Source organism: Peribacillus sp. 05N428, assembly GCF_056397085.1.
The window spans coordinates 1-17,200 of the sequence record NZ_JBFTMS010000063.1 but is presented as its reverse complement, the minus strand read 5'-3'; the positions used below and the strand labels follow the sequence as shown (position 1 = coordinate 17,200).

The following is a 17,200-nucleotide window of genomic DNA, read 5'->3' as shown; positions in this document are numbered from 1 at the left end:
GTTCGTCGAGCCAAGATTTTATTCCACGCTTCCTCCAGCCCTTACCTCACGATAAGTACCTTGCGCTTCCTTAGTGGTTGGTCGATGTGTACCCCCACAGTGGACTTTCACCACCTAGATAGATGCCATGCCTGGCACACAAGAAAAAACATGCCATCAGGCATGCAGCTCAGACAAAAGAAGTAGTTAAATAACTAATAGCGTAGAACAGGATCATCGTTTTATCAAGAAGCATGTTCGTTCTATGTTAGGGTTGAAATCTTTTCGTACAGCCACTTACATACTGAGTGGTATAGAAGCGATGCATATGATTAAAAAGAAACAGGTTTATCAAGGGGTGAAGTCTGCCCAAAATGAAGTGGAATTCATACATAGACTGTTCAGGATAACCATCTAAGGGGTTATCTGAAAGTGGACCTACAACTTTTTTCTATTTTGCCTTGGTAGTTGCACCAGAACCCTAAATACAATTAAGGTAAAATAAATCTTTTAATTCTAGATAGTTAATAATTTCTATTAGTGAAGCCTCTGCTTCTTGTGAAGTTTTAAAACCACTTTCATCAATGATTTCAAGAATTCTCCTGCTTTGATGAACAAGTTGAGGATGCTTTTCAATTACCATTTTATTAAAAATGATTGCATCCGGTGAAATATTTGGATTAATGTTTCTAAAATCTAATACTCTTTTAACGAACAAAGTCATAAGTAAAAATAAACCTGCTGGATTATTTCCTGTAATTTTCATTTGGATAGAATCAGATAATGTCAAATAAGATTCTAAATCAAAGTCAGATTTTAATAAACGCTCATTAATTATTGGGTCATAGACCATATCATTTAAATTCTTATGCATTATACTTTTGTTGTTGTGTTCAAGATTTTTAAATCGAACATGCTTATAACCTTCTGAACATAATACTAGATGTCCGATTTCATGCGCTACATGAATTGAATCCTCCACCTTTACTTGAGGATGTTTATTAACAATCATATAACCATCATCGTAAATACCAAATGAAGCTGAGGATTGTAAATTGTTGCTTTGCAAAAAGTAGACTCGTTTTCTAATTTTTTGTCTTTCAGAGAAATAATATTTATGAAAAGTTTTATCTTTTGAAAGTAACACCTTTAATGCAAAGGATTCATCATAATAATACAAGCCATTAGTTTCCAAGTCTTCCCACACACCAGAGACACCACAACAATTTTTGAATCTTTCCCCACTCATACAAGGACAAGGACTATTTCTACCAATCACCACGACAACCCCTCCTTTTCTGATATATACGACAAAAAAGGAGGAATTACCTTTTTTTAGTTACCGCACGGTTTCATCCAACTATTCGTTACACTACGGTTAAAACACGCCTTCGCTCGGTGCCCACTTGTGCAATCCTAAATTCGCGTGTTTTTCACTACTCATTTAATCCGCTCCCTTTTCGTAATTTTTGCGTCGGCATATTGTTCTTGCTCCAGTGTAAATTCCATTGATGCATACAAAAACTGGCGTTCTTTCTCTCCAAAATATCTGGCTTTGATAAAAACGAGCAGCATAAAGATATGCACCTAATTTTAATAAGCACAGGCAGCTAGTCCAGTATGTTCATAGAATAATAGTAATGTTTCAAAACTAAAAGTAAAGAGGTGACATATACTATGACTATTTTTCCTCTTGAAAGGCTTGTCAGTAATACAGGGGGTGTATTTCTTGGTACTGACAGGGATCAAGCTGCGATGAATGCAGCAAATAATACAGAAGATCATCCAGACCTTGTTGCCCGAAATCCTGGCTGGCCTTCATTGAAAAAATTTGATAATAATAGTGCTGTAAAATCTTTTTCCCCCTTCGGAAGTGTTTCCAACCCTGATTATATCTGGGATCAGCCTACATCAGATGGTCAAACAGCAGCTTTTGCTATTGCTTCTCAAAGATTTGAAGTTCCTTCACCAAATGAAATTAGCACATTTAGTGTTTTTTTGGTTGCCTTTACCGATAATTCCATGGAAGCAAAAATTGAACTTTTTGAAGAAATTGGAGGTACTTTTGTGAAGGTAGCCCCTCAACCTATTGGGTTAAAAGATTTTTTATTGGTGGCAGGCGATCCAAATACTCCTGCTGTCGGATTAACAATCGATAGTCCACCTTTTACCTTCCAGCACATTCGCGTTTATTCTACTCGTTTTTTTGCTCCTAGTGCCCCATCGAAGATTAGGACTTTTAAAATTGTTGTTTCATTTGAAGTAACCAATTACCTTATTAAACCTATTTATTCTTCCAATCCAGCCGGTTTGCAATTTATGGTCGATATCTATCAAAGTATAGACTTAGTTTAAACGTTTCAGTGAATGAAAAACGATTGTTGATACAGTCGTTTTTGTGTTAGTTAACATAATCGTAAATACAATACCGGAAGTGGTCAACAAACAAACGAATCCCTTGATATACATAAGATTCGCTTGTTTGTTTTTTTATCATTTATGAACGTTTTTATATATCGTTGATAAATCAACGTTTCAGGCTTCTTCAGAAGCCTCCCAGCTGCATAAAAAAAGAGAATTTTATGCAATCCTTGTTGAATTAACCTGCCAGTTGAATAAGGATATTTTTTGTTTAAAATGAATGTATGATTTAGCATAAGATCGTACATTCAAAAGGCCACCAATTTAGTGGCCTTCTTCTTTAACTGAAGAACCCTCGGATTCTCATTCAATTTAGGGATTTTCTAACGTAATGCAGTTGCATTCACAGTTAAAGGAAAAGGAACTGTATACTAGCCTAAAACATATATTGATTTGAAATCACTTTAGAGGAGATGATAATGTGTCTCGTGAACTTCGTGCCGTTTTGACTGGTCTGGATCCACAATACGCAAAAAGACTTGCTGATGCCCTTAATATATACTTGGCCAATCTTCATGTAGTTTCCGCCAAATTACGCAATTTCCACTGGAATGTGGTTGGTGTTGATTTCATTGATTTTCATGAAAAATTACAGGAGCTCTATGAAGAAGTTGCTCTTGAAATCGATCGAATTGCCGAACGAATCAAAATGTTGGGGTTTTTCCCTCTTGCCTCCATGCATGAATTCCTCCGTTACGCAACTCTAGAAGAGGCCCCTAGTTGTCCTTACAATACTTCGACTATTGCTTATGCTATTGTCAATGATTTCGCAGCAACGGCACGTTACTTGCGTGAAGTCGACAAATTCGTAAGAGAAACAACAGATGAATTTACAATAAATCTTTTCGGAGATGCAATGGGCTTTCTAGAGAAACATGTTTGGTTCTTCACAGCTTACTTAGAAAGAATGGATGGATTACGCGATTCTCAAAATCATGTAAATAAATAAAAACTATCCAAGATTAAAGAGTAGCTTTATCTGCTTTGTCACCATAACATGGAACTTTAGGAAGTGGCGATAAAACAAACCCCTTGGGCACCAAGGGGTTTGTTTTATACTATTCTCTTTAATTACTTATTTTACCTTGTTCAACTCTACTGCCACTTTAGTTTAGTTGGTCTTCCTCCGCAGTCCACGTATGGACAAAATCTCGGACAACTGATAAAGAGCCTTTAAAGGTTTGATCCAGATGTGAAGTGAACCAGGGAAGATTAACTTCTGTCAACAGAGCGGTTTCCACGGAGGTGATAATGTTTGCAGGCAAGGTAACTTGACTTGAGTCCCAAGGTACTCTCCGAAAATCTTGAGCTTTGTCCCATGGCAAGGAATCATGATACCCCTAATCTATTTTCTCTGATCGTTTTTTATGTTCCACATATAATTCTCAGATTTGGGGTTCTAACCTAAAATCCAAATGATTTGTAAGCAAGAGAGTACCTCCTTTATTAGTCCTTTAACTTATTGTATTAAACTGGAATTATCCCTTGTCCGGTCTAAAGACAAACGGATTTCTAAGTTTCCCTGCCTTCATTAATTCTTCAGCCTTTACTGTACAGTCGTTTATTACACTCTTAGGTTACATCTTTAGAGCCACTTTTTTCTTGTGAAGATGCCACTTAGATCATCTTTCTCCTATTTATTGAACCAGACTATCGAATCTTCTCTAACTCATACTGGAGACTATTTTATTTATTTTTCCATTGTAAAATTTCTCCATGTCTAATTTTTGATAATTTATACAAAGAAACAACTGGATTCTGACTAGACCCCATTCCTTTATTTTAGAGAATTCTCTTTTCCCGATTTTTACATATTTCTTGCTTAGGAGGGAATTTTATTTGTATCTAGAAAGTAAGGAGATGATCTTTATGAACTACAAACTATTTAAGTCAATCAATCAGCTTTCTGGACGTTGTTCTCCAATTGATTTGCTGATGATATTGATATCAAATAAGATTCGTTATGTGTTTATTTTTGTTTTGATTTTCATGTGGTTTAGAAATGATTCTTACAAAAAAGTGTCTTGCACTGCGGTGATATCTGTGGGGGTAACTTTGTTTATTAACGCTTTGATTAAATTGTTTTATTTTAAACCACGTCCGTTTGTGAAACGTCGGGTCGGCATACTCATTCCTTCAAAAATGGATTCTTCATTTCCAAGTAAACATACTCTGCTTGTATTTGCTATATCTACTTCTATCTTTCTTTATGAACGTGTCCTTGGTTCAATCATGTGGGTACTATCTGTGTTGACGGGCTTCTCACGTATTTGGGTAGGACATCATTATCCATCTGATATTATTGGAAGTGCCTTTATTGCTACCATGACCAGTATCATATTAGATAAAATTACCCGCTGCGTAAATTATTTCGCCCGTGAATAGCAGCTATATTTTAGTCGATATCATGTATGATTATTATTTATTTTTATACAGTAATCGGTCTTTTACCAAGAGAAAAATTTTTTCGTACGGCAGATGACTCTAATCCTAACCGAACACCAGAAGGGATTTTGTTACTTGTTATTTTTTTGTACGTAAAACGGAACAATATTAATAATATGTAAGACTGTTTCCTATGCTTATTTTGATTAGAATTTTACTTTATGGGGGGTCTTCGCTACATAGCCATTATGTTACCTTCTTATAACAAGGACAGGTGTATTTTTCCGCGTCGTACTCACGCTCTGCCAAATTATTGTATATCTTATTCATATTTAGTTAACATAATCATTCAATGCTAATTATCAAAAGTTCTCGGTTTGTCCCTTCTTTCCTCCATCCGTCTCTCATGTACAAACTGAATACATTCTTTAATCGTAGCTTTCAACTACACTTCATGTTCCTAGCTAATTCATCTAATAAATACATCGATTCAATCATTATTTTCAAGGTCATTCTCTGTAGATTTTGAGACACATAAGCCGAATTAGTCGGTGGGTTAGCCATTCTCTTCTTGCCTCCTAACTTTTGAAAATTCGAGACGAAGAGAATTTTCTCCTTTTTAAAAGGGGTACCTTTTAGATACCCAGCCCTTTGCAAATAGGATTTTCTCTAATAAATAACCTTTATCAAAAATAAAAGGCTACCATATAGGTAACCTAAGTGTGTTTCTCATTTTCATCAACTTTAACTACCGTTTATAGTCTGATACAAATTTTCTGATTTCTTGTATCGGTATTTCCAAATTAATAGCCATTTGGATGAGTTCAGCCCATTCTTTATCAAGTTCTTCTACTGTATCGTTTGCCTGACTTAGCATTACTATTCCCCTATCAGAACCAGAGGGCAACCCAGCTATCTTTCTCACATCAGATTCAACTTCTTCTTGATAGCCCTGTGATTCTCTATATAGCAGTTCCCACTGTTCATAAAGGTTTTTAGCTGTCTTATAGTCATCGAAGTCCACTTTTAAATCTGTCTGTAATTTTTCTTTTAATTCGTGGCATGACTCTTCCCATTTCTCTAAGCTTTTTATATCAAAGAGTTTTGAAAATCTTTCAGAAAGAAGTAGGCTAAGATTTGTGGTATGAAAAATGGAAATGAAAATTAAAAATATGGAAACGGCATCGGTGTATCGGTGATACCTTCTTCAGCGAGGACGTCTGTAATCATCATAGTCATCATAATATCCCTAGCCAAGTTGTTGCCTGTTTACTTGTTCTTCATCAGCTCGTGTTTTTTGAAAGTAACTTGTTTTAACTAAACGGATTGCTGTTTTAAATTCTTGAGTCTTTTATTATGTCAATGTGTTTGTTTGAATCAATTATGCTGTTAATTATCATTGCCAAGTGTAATATTAAACATCAGAAATGTTAATCCATCTTTAACCCGAAATATAAAGAAACACCCCCTTCATACAAGGCAGCTCCATTAGATAGACGAATGATTATTTTTGTAAACCTTATATGCATAAGGGCTTTATTTGCTTATTTAATGATCGGAAAACATACTTAATGTCTAATCGAGCTTATTAAACTAAAGTATTTCGAAGATGCTATTTTCCTCCTTTGGGGAGGCATTTTTCTATTTTAATTAATTCCACCCTTACTTTATCCCTTCCATTGTTAAAATTACCATCTAAAACCCACCCTTGAAAAACCGAACAAACATTTCTGAAATTGAACAATAATAAGAGCTGTTTTTCAACGAAACCGAATATACTTCACTTAAAATCATGAAAACTCCACCTTAGAAGCGAAAAATCCACTACATAATAACGTTGTTACGAAACCTCAAACGGTGTCTAGAATTATTTTTTATGGTTTGTCATATGATGTCTGTAACGTTCATTTCTCAGGGAGGGAAGAAAATGCAAATCCATGTAGTCCAACGAAACCAAACATTAACTGTCATTGCACAAACATATGGGACTACCGTAAATGCTCTTATCGAAACAAACGAAATTCCGAATCCAAATAACCTCGTTCCAGGTCAAACGATAGTCATTCCTATAATAGGAAGCTTTTACTGGGTTCAGCCGGGTGACAGCTTATGGTCGATCTCCAAGAAATTTAATATATCCGTTCAAGAGTTGGCTGCTGTTAACCGTATTAGTGTTAATCAGCCTCTTCAGATTGGGTTTCGTCTTTATATCCCGCCACGTCCAAAGGTTAGGGCTGAATTTAACGCCTATGTGGAACCAAGGGGTACGTCTGTTTCTCCAGAGTTAGAAAGCAGTGCCAGGAAAGCTGCTCCGTATTTAACCTATTTAGCGCCCTTTAGCTTTCAGGCACTGCGTGACGGTACCCTTAAAGAGCCACTTCTAAATAATTTCCCGGCTATTGCCAGAGCCAATAATAATGTACTGATGATGGTGATTACAAATCAGGAAGCCGACGGATTCAGTGATGAACTGGGTAGAATCCTATTGAATGATATAGCAGTTCAAGACCGTTTTATCAATAACATCGTAGATGCTGCAAAGAAATATGGGTTCCGGGATATTCACTTTGACTTTGAATACTTACGTCCTGAAGACCGGGAAGCTTACAACCGATTTTTACGTAAAACACGCGATCGGTTTAAAAGGGAAGGCTGGCTTATTTCAACAGCTCTTGCTCCAAAAACAAGCGCCGAACAAAAGGGCCGATGGTATGAAGCTCACGATTATAAAGCCCACGGAGAAATCGTTGATTTTGTCGTAATTATGACGTATGAATGGGGTTATAGTGGAGGCCCTCCTATGGCAGTGTCTCCAATTGGGCCTGTAAGAGAGGTATTGGAATATGCTATCACGGAGATGCCATCTTCTAAAATAGTAATGGGACAAAATTTATACGGCTATGATTGGACATTGCCGTTTGTTCAGGGTACGACTGCAAAAGTCGTTAGTCCCCAGCAGGCTATTCAACTTGCCGCACAGCATAATGTCCCAATCCAATATGATTATCAAGCTCAGGCACCGTATTTTAATTATGTTGATCAGGACGGAAAAAGACATGAAGTTTGGTTTGAGGATGCACGCTCAATTCAAGCGAAATTTAATCTAATGAAAGAATTAAGGCTTAGGGGTATGAGCTATTGGAAGCTTGGTATAGCATTTCCGCAAAATTGGCTGTTGCTTGTCGATAATTTTGAAGTAGTGAAGCGACCAACTTAAATACAATGAGGGCTGTGAATTTTTCACAGCTTATTTTATTAGAATAAAAATGGATCGATCATTTTTCTAAAAATAACCATATATAAAATAGTACCAATGTTAACTGCTGAACATCTCAAACAATGAATTGTTCCATTGGTCTAACGTAAATCCATCTTCTCAAAGGCCTTTTTTTCACTATATATTCCGTCTTCTTTATGCTAAACTTCGACCATTTCCCCATAATTTAAAACTAATCTATTACTGAATATTTAACTTTCCAACCTATTAGTCGTCATTTGAAAAGTACCAGCGCTCTTTCACTTTAAATTAGAAGCTGGCTTGATGTGCATACCCTATACAAAGTTAGTTTACATAACTCTTAGAGGGAATTAACCAAATCAAAACCCCTTGGCGCTCATGAGGACACCTATAGATGCTTCGAGACGGCTACATAGTTGTATACTCGCGACCTGTTGACTAAGCCATACACATAAAGCAATTAATTCTTGCGCTTGATATTTACTTGTACGTTGAACAAAACCAACTTCTTTAGCTAATTCTTGAAGAGAAGTTGAAGATAAGTAGTTTTGAAGTTCCTGAGAAAAGAGATTCATTTCGTCGGAAATAGAAAAACTCATAGACAACGCCATCTTTCCTGTATATTTCTACAAAAAGAATAGCGTTTTTTTGGTTATGGGGATACAAATTCACCTTAGCTTGATGGCGATGGGGTGCGTCCAACAATAATTTCAGTTCTTCAACGGTCAAGATAGTGATTTCACTCTCCGTGAACTTTACGTTATTCACGTCTTCAAAAGGATTATCTTTTATTCTTCTTTCTTCTATTTTTTATTTTTCTTTAGTAATTCACTTGGCGATTCATAAAATTTGAATCTTCCAAAGATTGGTGACCGTTAAAGACTGACCTCCTTTTTATTTTGAATATTACCATCTGAAAAATTACCAAATGTAGGTATAATTTTTCATAAAGTGGTAAATCTAAAGTGGTAAATCAAGGAATAAGGAGGAACTGTTCATGCAACAGCAACAACCGAATCAATCTCAAAATCAGCAGCCGGTCTTTCAAGAGCCGCCACAGGTGATCACAGGGAAAGATTTTTATTACTTAACGGACATGCTTTCGTGGAACCTTTTAGGATTCAAAAAGGCACATTTTGCAGCAGGCCAGTGCCAAGATCAACAGATCGTAGCGGCCCTTGAAAAGGCATGCATGATGCACGAAAGACATTATCAGCGCATTTTGCAGCATTTGGAGCAAAATGGCAGCCAGATGAATCAATAAGGGGGACACATGAAATGAATAACAATCAAAACAAGATTCAAAATCCAGAAACACCTGTACCAAAAACACCTGAGATGAATGAGCGTGACTTCCTAAACGATATGCTTTCGTATGAAAAGTACATGACGGCATCCTATTCTACGGCAATGAATGAGGCAAGCCACGCTTCGCTATATCAGGACATTCACGCGATTTTTGACGAAACGAAGAATATGCAGCGTGAACTGTATAATCTGATGTTTCAAAAGGGATGGTACTCGCTTGAAGCGGAACAACCACAAAAACTTCAACAGGCCGCACAGCAGTTTACAGGGTACATGTCCCAGTTTCCGCATAATCCTCCAATGCAATAAGATCGCTCAAAAAGCTATGGTAACCAGTCCATAGCTTTTAGCTCATTCATTTTTCACCGTTGTAGAAAGTATACTTTGTGTATGTACTACCAAACTTTTCCGGAGGAGTGTTTTATAATGGGTGTGAACTGTTTATTTATGGTCGAAAGATTATAAATAAGTAATCAGCTATTCATGATAGTACAAGGTAAAATCGTTACGTGCTCGGACTATAACGGTCATTATGGGACAAAAAAGAGGTTGGGTACCTAAAAGGCGCCCAACCTTTTTAATTGCCGTTAAGGTGCTGAATTTTAGACTCCCTGCTGCTTAATTTCACTAACTTTCATTCTGGAATAATACACAGCATCAAACATATTATCAGACCTTTATGGGGTAGCATCACATCGCCATCAAGCTAAAAAATAAAAACATCCCAAAACGAAAAAAATGCTATTTTTTCTCTAAAATTAATAGAAAAGAAGAATTTTTTCGTTTTGGGGATACAAATTTATCTTAACTTGATGGGCATGTGATGGTACCCCTTAAAGCAGAAAATAAAAAAACGCTGCATTTAAGCAACGTTTTTACTCTGACGAAGGATTGGTTATTCCTAGCAGTATAAAGAATGTCACAAAACCAAAAATTAAGAATGCTTTAATTACATTTTCTACTATAACATCATACATTGGTATCCCTCCCGTTTTTTTAGTTTCCTATAGGTTGTTTTAAGCCATTGATAAACTTATCCTTTATTAAGTTACCCTATTTTTGGTTTCAAATTTATATGGAAAAACAATAAAACCCTTCAGGAATGAGATATTCTGATAAACATAAAGCCAACTCTAACCCAATATATTGGATTCAAGGAGGGACAAGTATGACTATTTTAAGAATGGTTTATTTTTTTCGGTCTATTTGTATTATTTTCTTTTTTATTTGTAATATAGATAAACTATTTCTTTTGGGTGTAACGAGTGATGCTGCATTAGATGTATTTATTACACCTTTCATTATTTATTGTTCATTTAAAATAGTAATACCATCATTAAGGAAAAGCTTTGCTTCTTGGTTTCTCCTAGATAAGAAGGAAATCCATCAAGCTGTATGTATATTCCTATTCTAGTAGCCAATATAGTTACTTTTTTGGTAAATATATATCGCTTCTTTCCTTATTGGTTAAGATTTGAACCAGTAGGAACTGGAAGAAATCAAGTAACCACTTTACAAGAAATTACGGACATTGGTTTAATGATTGGGTTGGTAACCATCGGTCCTATTAATGAGGAGTTCATATTCAGATACTTTTTATATGCTGGAATGATTTTGGCTTTTGCTGATATGGCTAAAGATTTTAGATGGACAGATAAGCTATTTAATCATTTGTTCGTATCGAGGACACCAATTTTCTGACCCTATTGCAGGAGCACTAAGGCAACACAAAAGTGTTTCTCTTAATCAACAAACTCACTTAGAACGTCTTTCTACTGGACTGCGAATAAATCGTGGCTCAGATGATGCTGCTGGATTACAAATATCTTCTCGTTTAACTTCGCAAAGTAATGAACAACTTACCTCCATTCCCCATCCTCCTTTACCTGCTTTTTAATCCCGACTGGCCACACTCGAAATTAACTTAATCCATTTTCAAACGTTTTTTCTCCTGTTCACAAAAATCTTCTACCGTAGATCTACTCCAATAAGGTGTTCCTGCAAGTTCAACATCAGCTTTCGGCATCTTTCCTCGGCTGTAGTAAACATTCAATTTACGTTTATCATAATTCAGTCCATTTTCTGATAAAAAATCAGCAAATTGTTTTTGGTTGAAATATTCATTGTTGCCTTTTCGAATGTGTGATTATTATTTGTTTTTATACAGTAATCGGTCTTTTACCAAGAAAAAAATTTTTTCATACGGCAGATGACTCTAATCCTAACCGAACACCAGAAGGGATTTTGTTACTTGTTATTTTTTTGTACATAAAACGGAACAATATTAATAATATGTAAGGCTGTTTCCTATGCTTATTTTGATTAGAATTTTACTTTATGGGGGGTCTTCGCTACATAGTCATTATGTTACCTTCTTATAACAAGGACAGGTGTATTTTTCCGCGTCGTACTCACACTCTGCTAAATTATTGTGTATCTTATTCACATTTAGTTAACATAATCATTCAATGCTAATTATCAAAAGTTCTCGGTTTGTCTCTTCTTTCCTCCATCCATCTCTCATGTACAAACTGAATACATTCTTCAATCGAAGCTTTCAACTACACTTCATGTTCCTAGCTAATTCATCTAATAAATACATCGATTCAATCATTATTTTCGAGGTCATTCTCTGTAGATTTTGAGACACATAAGCCCAATTAGTCGGTGGGGTTAGCCATTCTCTTCTTGCCTCCTATCTTTTGAAAATTCGAGACGAAGAGAATTTTCTCCTTTTTAAAATGGGTACCTTTTAGATACCCAACCCTTTGCAAATAGGATTTTCTCTAATAAATAGCCTTTATCAAAAATAAAAGGCTACCATATAGGTAACCTAATTGTGTTTCTTATTTTTATCAACTTTAACTACCGTTTATAGTCTGATACAAATTTTCTGATTTCTTGTATCGGCATTTCCAAATTAATAGCCATTTGGATGAGTTCAGCCCATTCTTTAACAAGTTCTCCAACTGTATCGTTTGCCATTACTATTCCCCTATCAGAATCAGAGGGCAACCCAGCTATCTTTCTCACATCAGATTCAACTTCTTCTTGATAGCCCTGTGATTCTCTGTATAGCAGTTCCCACTGTTCATAAAGGTTTTTAGCTGTCTCATAGTCATCGAAGTCCACTTTTAAATCTGTCTGTAATTTTTCTTTTAATTCGCGGCATGACTCTTCCCATTCCTCTAAGCTTTTTAAATCAAAGAGTTTTGAAAACCTCGGTTTCATACTTTCCCAGTGAAAATAAATGTTATTACACCATTCCAACAAATATTCAGGGTATTGTATTTGTTCTTCTATTTCCATACATCTCACTCTCTCTCAGGTAAATTTTTCACTCTTAATATTTTAAATAAAGGCCGGTATGTTTTGCTAATACATTAGGAAAACATCTGGGACAGTATTTCTGGTTAAGATGAAGTAAATCGTTTGGTAACATTGAAAGTTGAGCTTTCCAAAATTACCTTTCGCAAGAAGCGCATATTTCCATACTCCTCAAAAAACAGCTCCCTTTAATAATTTTTATCTTTTTTTGCGATGATTTAAATTTATACTATGTTCCACCATTGTCTTGGGAATAGGCATTTTTCCTATTTGGGCAAATTAAATTAAATTAAATTAAAAAAGCCCCCTTTAACAAGGGGGGAGGCTCCTTCGACACAGATAGACGATATGAATTTATTCCTTTGTGATTGTGATCGGGAATAACCACTATTAATTTATGCAAATCAACTGTTTCAAATGCGTGTTTATTTTACCTGGAATGCTCTGTTCTGAAGGTTCTCGAAGGTTTCGAAGGCATGGATAGATCTTTTTTGAGTAAATACAAATGTTTCTTTAAATTCTCTATCGTTGCTGTTTTCTTTCCAATTAATAACAATTTCTAACTCAGTTGCAGTTACTGATAAAGGAAAATTAGCGAAAGTAAATTCTTGTCCCCTTTGATTTACTTTAGCATCCGTAAGAATATCAAAAAGTCCAAATTTGGTTTTAGAATTCAGATCATTTCCAAATGCTTGAATATTTGCTTCACTAATATCTTTACCGATGTTTTTTACCTTGAAGCTATAAGTATCATATACTCCCTTTTTTGGTTTAACGGATTCCTGACTACCTTCAGCATCCCCTACTTCAACAGACCATTGCTTTGATGACTGTGTTACTGGCAGATCATCGAAGGTTAAAGCGTTCACTTGAGACGCTGGTCCAATAATTAAAAAGCTAAACATAGCTAAAACAGTTAAAACTTGATTCATTTGTTCACCTCCTGTTTCACTAACAGGTTTCCAAAAAACAAATTAAAGCATGATTTTAGATTATCCGGATCATAAAACTGGACTATATTTCCCCTGGGATAGCGGAAAGCAGGTAACCCGAAAGCATCCGCTTTTTTTCATGGAAAAGTATCCCCATCATTCAACATCACGTTCTTCCATATTCCCCCGATTCCTCGAGATTTCGATCCTCTTTGAACCCTGGCCTTCTCCTTTTGATGGGCTCAGTTTTTCACGAAACACACAGGTGACATGTCTTAAAAGGAGGAAGAAAAATTTGTATTAGCATACTTCATCCGCGTTTTGACGGCGGTACCCTACAAGCTGAAAGCTTACTCAAGGTGAGCTTTTACTCTTTTATAAATCTGATTTCTTCATTGGTATTAAATGCCTCTATTACCGTTGGTACATCGTTAAATTTCAAATTTTATATTTTACTGATATAGTTGATCACTTGAACCATGCTCAATTGGTGGATCAAATATCCAAAAGGTTTTCTTAAAAGTTTAGGGATGAGACAACAAAAACCAACTACCAGTATGACTTATTAAAATTCCGTCATTAGATGCTTTTAATTTTCAGTCTATTTTGTTCCAAATTCTAGTTAGATTCAATGGTACATATATTTTATCACCATGAATTTCTCTATGTATAATGGGATTCAAAAAATATTGATCTAAACTATCATATACTACCTTACGCCTGGCCCTTGGTGTTGTACCTAATATAGTTCCGAAATCATTTTCATTCATATATATACCTCGCTTTTTAAAAATTCATCCATATTCACTTTAATGACAGCTTCTTTTCGTTCCCTCGATAAGAGTAACTTTTATCAATAGTAGTATTTTTCCCTTTTCTCAACCTTATTCCACAGTCATTAAAAAAGAGAATTTAATTTCGTAATACAGCACATAACCCTTATTTAATTCATAAACACATGGCAAACAGCAAATTAAACTTACAAAGAGGTGAAAAGAAAGAGTCAACTAAGTGGTTAACTTGTTCACTCTGTTTCTCTTAACAACCTTATTATGAATGGTTTTCTCTTTAATATTCTACCAAAATTTACAGTGTATCCATTTCTTACATAAAAGGGATTATTAACACATGAGTGAGGTGAAGACATATATCAAATCGTAGTGGTGGTCGTAATCGTCTATTAGTACAAGGTGCAGAACAAGGACTTGATCAATATGTATTGCAAGCACTACACCACAGAGAATGGAAGTATGTATCGTTCTTCCACGGTAGCTTAATAAGAAAAAGACCGTTACAACAGTCTTTAATGACTAAAAAAACTTGTGTTAATTCTTACAAGTATCACGTAGCAGAACTACAATGTCCTGAGACAATTTTCATTTTCCCGTCATGGTATTGCCAAATACGAGTGTAACAAAACTCACCATCAATTGGTTCTCCACTTCCGACAGTGCCATTTAGAGCGACTCGCGTAATAATTATTGCTAACATATCCAAGAGTTTAACTCGTTGCTCTAAAACTTCGATACCAATAATTGTAAATTATCCTGTGCGGTGGGCTTCAATATCGGCTTCTTTCGTTAATATTTGCCCAAAATGATTGACGAAGCTAAGATCATCAGCAATTAATTCATCTAACAGCTCTACATTACTGGATAGCATTGCTGAACGAAGGAGTTCTTCACATTGAATGATTTTTGCACGATTCACAACAAAACCTCCTTTTCCTATTATTAACTACTATACATTTTGGATAATATTTGTTACCAAAATAAAATCTTCTCTTCGCTCTTCAACTATCCTCCCCTATAGTTAAAGAAGAGCAAATAAAAATCCCATATTCAGTAAAGAATACAGGATTTTTATCAATCTTTTTTACAAATGCTCAACCTTTGTTTTAAAGGATCGATCTTTTTTATAAACGATCACTCTTTATTTTAAGTCTACACATACTTTAAGAAAAACGTTTGGCTACTGGTTTTATAAGGAGACCAAGGATATCGCGATGCTGCAAGGGATTCTGAATCATTCGCACCCCTCCGTCACGTTGCGATACATTGGCATTATGGAAGAATAAACCAACAACGTACTAAAAACATTTATTTTTTTTAAATAAAAGGGGTATCCTAAATGTTCAACATATGCGACAAGGTAACTTACAAAGGAGAGAATTATGAGATTGTACATATTTACGAGTCTGGTTATATGCGGAAATTAAACCGATGGATTCGTATTACCAGATTGTGTTAGTGAAACTTTCAGATTTGTAAAAAGAGGAAAATCGGAGGAGAAAATAAAATGAAAGCATTAGCAGAAATCAATCAAGAATATCAGGAAATCATGAATTTAGTAAAAGAGCCTATGAGAAGCTGTCTACTGAGTGAGCTAATGACCGAAATGGAATCAGAATATAAAATCCCTATGATACGTACTGAAGACTGTGAAACCGCAAACAAAGCAGTTATAGCCCTATACAGAAAAATAAGTAAAAGTCGTTCATTATGAGTAGTCATTCCTACTACTCTTTTTCATTGTGCACAATTCTTTTGCTTAAGCAAAAAATGGCAGCCTTAAGGCTGCTGCGTTCCTCTATAAGCCATGCAGAAGCCAGTATAAGATCCAAGTTTTATTAATCCAATTTTTTCTAAAACGCCTTACAGACCCTCTAGCGCTCCAAATCAATGACAACCACCAGACGTTGCAGCACTCCCTTGAAAAAAACGTAGCGCCATCTTTTAAAAAGCTAAGAAGAAAAGCCCCAATCATATGAAGGGGCTTTTTTTCTTAGCTTTTTTTTGGGGAAAAAAAAACTTCACCCTTATTATGGCCGTTCGTCATCAAATTATACTTCTAACATTTACTATCATTCCGTTTCAAGTTCATCAATCTTTTGCTTCGGTTGTATACACTTCTAGAAAAGAACTGGCGAAAATCTCACTGATACGAGAAGAAAACAGTGTTCGATATTCTCGGTATCATTTACGAACGAAGCAGGAGCTCAAGAAAATCTGCATAACATGTAAAAAAACGTCCTATTCTGGATGCTTCATTGATATGCCTAATTTTTAGAGGAAAGGCCACATACAGCCTTAATTACAATGTGGTTAGCGTAAAGTTAAACAACTACTCCTACTTTAAACAGCCTTAGCTTGATGGGCATGCGGCAGGACCCCTACTACTGCCTTCATGGCTCGGGACTCTCACCCTATAGATTACATCCATGCTGGGCGCACTAAAAGAGCGAGTTTTAACTCGCTCTCTGTAATATACCAAGATGTTTTTACTGTTATTTTTAACAAATGAATCAATTCATAGAAAATATTTTGCGACATAAAGCTTCAGAATTGTTGATCTTGCAAACGTGTGCTTCATTTATTTTTTTTACGAGACTGGGCTTGTTGGTTTTGTTTTCTTACTTGTTGTGCATTATTTTGGCTTGCGAACTCAGTTCCGTATTGACCTTGTGATCCTTGCGTTCTGCCTTGGGAAGCTTGGCCACCTTGAGTAGATTGTGCGTTTTGTTTTCTTACTTGTTGTGCATTATTTTGGCTTGCRAACTCGGTTCCGTATTGACCTTGTGATCCTTGCGTTCTGCCTTGGGAAGCTTGGC

Annotated in this window: 14 protein-coding genes and 5 pseudogenes; 10 read left to right on the top strand and 9 right to left on the bottom strand. The window is 35.7% G+C overall.

Going from position 1 to position 17,200, the window contains the following annotated elements:
- Nucleotides 1-190 precede the first annotated feature (190 nt).
- A pseudogene (locus AC1DIV_RS28015) lies at nt 191-397 on the top strand (DDE-type integrase/transposase/recombinase); the annotation flags it as partial.
- 63 nt (nt 398-460) lie between these two features.
- On the opposite strand, the gene AC1DIV_RS28010 reads toward AC1DIV_RS28015, so the two are convergent.
- Both AC1DIV_RS28010 and AC1DIV_RS28005 read right to left on the bottom strand, forming a co-directional pair.
- Nucleotides 461-1,261: a YecA family protein gene (locus AC1DIV_RS28010; protein ID WP_436115038.1), complete on the bottom strand. Its 801-nt coding sequence runs from the start codon at nt 1,259-1,261 to the stop codon at nt 461-463.
- Between the two features lie 158 nt (nt 1,262-1,419).
- Nucleotides 1,420-1,554 carry a hypothetical protein gene (locus tag AC1DIV_RS28005; RefSeq protein ID WP_286185151.1) on the bottom strand — a complete coding sequence of 45 codons (135 nt, stop codon included), beginning with the start codon at nt 1,552-1,554 and terminating at the stop codon, nt 1,420-1,422.
- Between the two features lie 102 nt (nt 1,555-1,656).
- Between AC1DIV_RS28005 and AC1DIV_RS28000 the strand changes: the two genes are divergently transcribed.
- Nucleotides 1,657-2,334, top strand: a complete 678-nt coding sequence (locus AC1DIV_RS28000) for a hypothetical protein (protein ID WP_413020635.1) — start codon at nt 1,657-1,659, stop codon at nt 2,332-2,334.
- 487 nt (nt 2,335-2,821) lie between these two features.
- Complete coding sequence (locus AC1DIV_RS27995; protein WP_207441023.1) at nt 2,822-3,349, top strand: Dps family protein; 528 nt, start codon at nt 2,822-2,824, stop codon at nt 3,347-3,349.
- 166 nt (nt 3,350-3,515) lie between these two features.
- Here AC1DIV_RS27995 and AC1DIV_RS27990 read toward each other — a convergent pair.
- Nucleotides 3,516-3,776 (bottom strand): annotated as a pseudogene (locus AC1DIV_RS27990) (acyl-ACP desaturase); the annotation flags it as partial.
- 493 nt (nt 3,777-4,269) lie between these two features.
- On the opposite strand from AC1DIV_RS27990, the gene AC1DIV_RS27985 reads away from it, so the two are divergent.
- Nucleotides 4,270-4,785, top strand: a complete 516-nt coding sequence (locus tag AC1DIV_RS27985; RefSeq protein ID WP_207441024.1) for an undecaprenyl-diphosphatase — start codon at nt 4,270-4,272, stop codon at nt 4,783-4,785.
- A gap of 748 nt (nt 4,786-5,533) precedes the next feature.
- On the opposite strand, the gene AC1DIV_RS27980 is transcribed toward AC1DIV_RS27985, so the two are convergent.
- Nucleotides 5,534-5,809 carry a hypothetical protein gene (locus tag AC1DIV_RS27980; protein ID WP_207441304.1) on the bottom strand — a complete coding sequence of 92 codons (276 nt, stop codon included), beginning with the start codon at nt 5,807-5,809 and terminating at the stop codon, nt 5,534-5,536.
- Between the two features lie 903 nt (nt 5,810-6,712).
- Here AC1DIV_RS27980 and AC1DIV_RS27975 point away from each other — a divergent pair.
- Nucleotides 6,713-8,002, top strand: coding sequence for a glycoside hydrolase family 18 protein (locus AC1DIV_RS27975; RefSeq protein ID WP_207441305.1), 1,290 nt, complete (start codon nt 6,713-6,715; stop codon nt 8,000-8,002).
- Nucleotides 8,003-8,388: 386 nt separating this feature from the next.
- On the opposite strand, the pseudogene AC1DIV_RS27970 reads toward AC1DIV_RS27975, so the two are convergent.
- Nucleotides 8,389-8,622: pseudogene (locus tag AC1DIV_RS27970) on the bottom strand (IS4 family transposase); the annotation flags it as partial.
- A gap of 398 nt (nt 8,623-9,020) precedes the next feature.
- Here AC1DIV_RS27970 and AC1DIV_RS27965 point away from each other — a divergent pair.
- The 3 genes and pseudogenes from AC1DIV_RS27965 to AC1DIV_RS27955 form a co-directional block, all read left to right on the top strand.
- On the top strand, nt 9,021-9,287 hold the full coding sequence (locus AC1DIV_RS27965; RefSeq protein ID WP_207441307.1) for a hypothetical protein: 267 nt from the start codon (nt 9,021-9,023) through the stop codon (nt 9,285-9,287).
- A gap of 14 nt (nt 9,288-9,301) precedes the next feature.
- Entirely contained in the window at nt 9,302-9,640 is a 339-nt protein-coding gene (locus tag AC1DIV_RS27960; protein WP_207441308.1) for a spore coat protein, read from the top strand.
- A 1,396-nt stretch (nt 9,641-11,036) separates the two neighbouring features.
- Nucleotides 11,037-11,183 (top strand): annotated as a pseudogene (locus tag AC1DIV_RS27955) (flagellin N-terminal helical domain-containing protein); the annotation flags it as partial.
- Nucleotides 11,184-12,196: 1,013 nt separating this feature from the next.
- Here the strand turns inward: AC1DIV_RS27955 and AC1DIV_RS27950 are convergent.
- The 3 genes from AC1DIV_RS27950 to AC1DIV_RS27940 form a co-directional block, all read right to left on the bottom strand.
- Nucleotides 12,197-12,640 carry a hypothetical protein gene (locus tag AC1DIV_RS27950; RefSeq protein ID WP_207441328.1) on the bottom strand — a complete coding sequence of 148 codons (444 nt, stop codon included), beginning with the start codon at nt 12,638-12,640 and terminating at the stop codon, nt 12,197-12,199.
- Between the two features lie 443 nt (nt 12,641-13,083).
- Nucleotides 13,084-13,590, bottom strand: coding sequence for a hypothetical protein (locus AC1DIV_RS27945; RefSeq protein WP_207441329.1), 507 nt, complete (start codon nt 13,588-13,590; stop codon nt 13,084-13,086).
- 1,542 nt (nt 13,591-15,132) lie between these two features.
- Nucleotides 15,133-15,300: a nuclear transport factor 2 family protein gene (locus AC1DIV_RS27940; RefSeq protein ID WP_309487768.1), complete on the bottom strand. Its 168-nt coding sequence runs from the start codon at nt 15,298-15,300 to the stop codon at nt 15,133-15,135.
- A gap of 235 nt (nt 15,301-15,535) precedes the next feature.
- Here AC1DIV_RS27940 and AC1DIV_RS27935 point away from each other — a divergent pair.
- Both AC1DIV_RS27935 and AC1DIV_RS27930 read left to right on the top strand, forming a co-directional pair.
- Nucleotides 15,536-15,667 (top strand): annotated as a pseudogene (locus AC1DIV_RS27935) (tyrosine-type recombinase/integrase); the annotation flags it as partial.
- Between the two features lie 221 nt (nt 15,668-15,888).
- Entirely contained in the window at nt 15,889-16,095 is a 207-nt protein-coding gene (locus AC1DIV_RS27930) for a hypothetical protein (protein WP_207441330.1), read from the top strand.
- An 863-nt stretch (nt 16,096-16,958) separates the two neighbouring features.
- On the opposite strand, the gene AC1DIV_RS27925 is transcribed toward AC1DIV_RS27930, so the two are convergent.
- Nucleotides 16,959-17,200, bottom strand: a 242-nt coding sequence (locus AC1DIV_RS27925) for a gamma-type small acid-soluble spore protein (RefSeq protein WP_477577861.1), incomplete at its 5' end; no start/stop codon positions are given.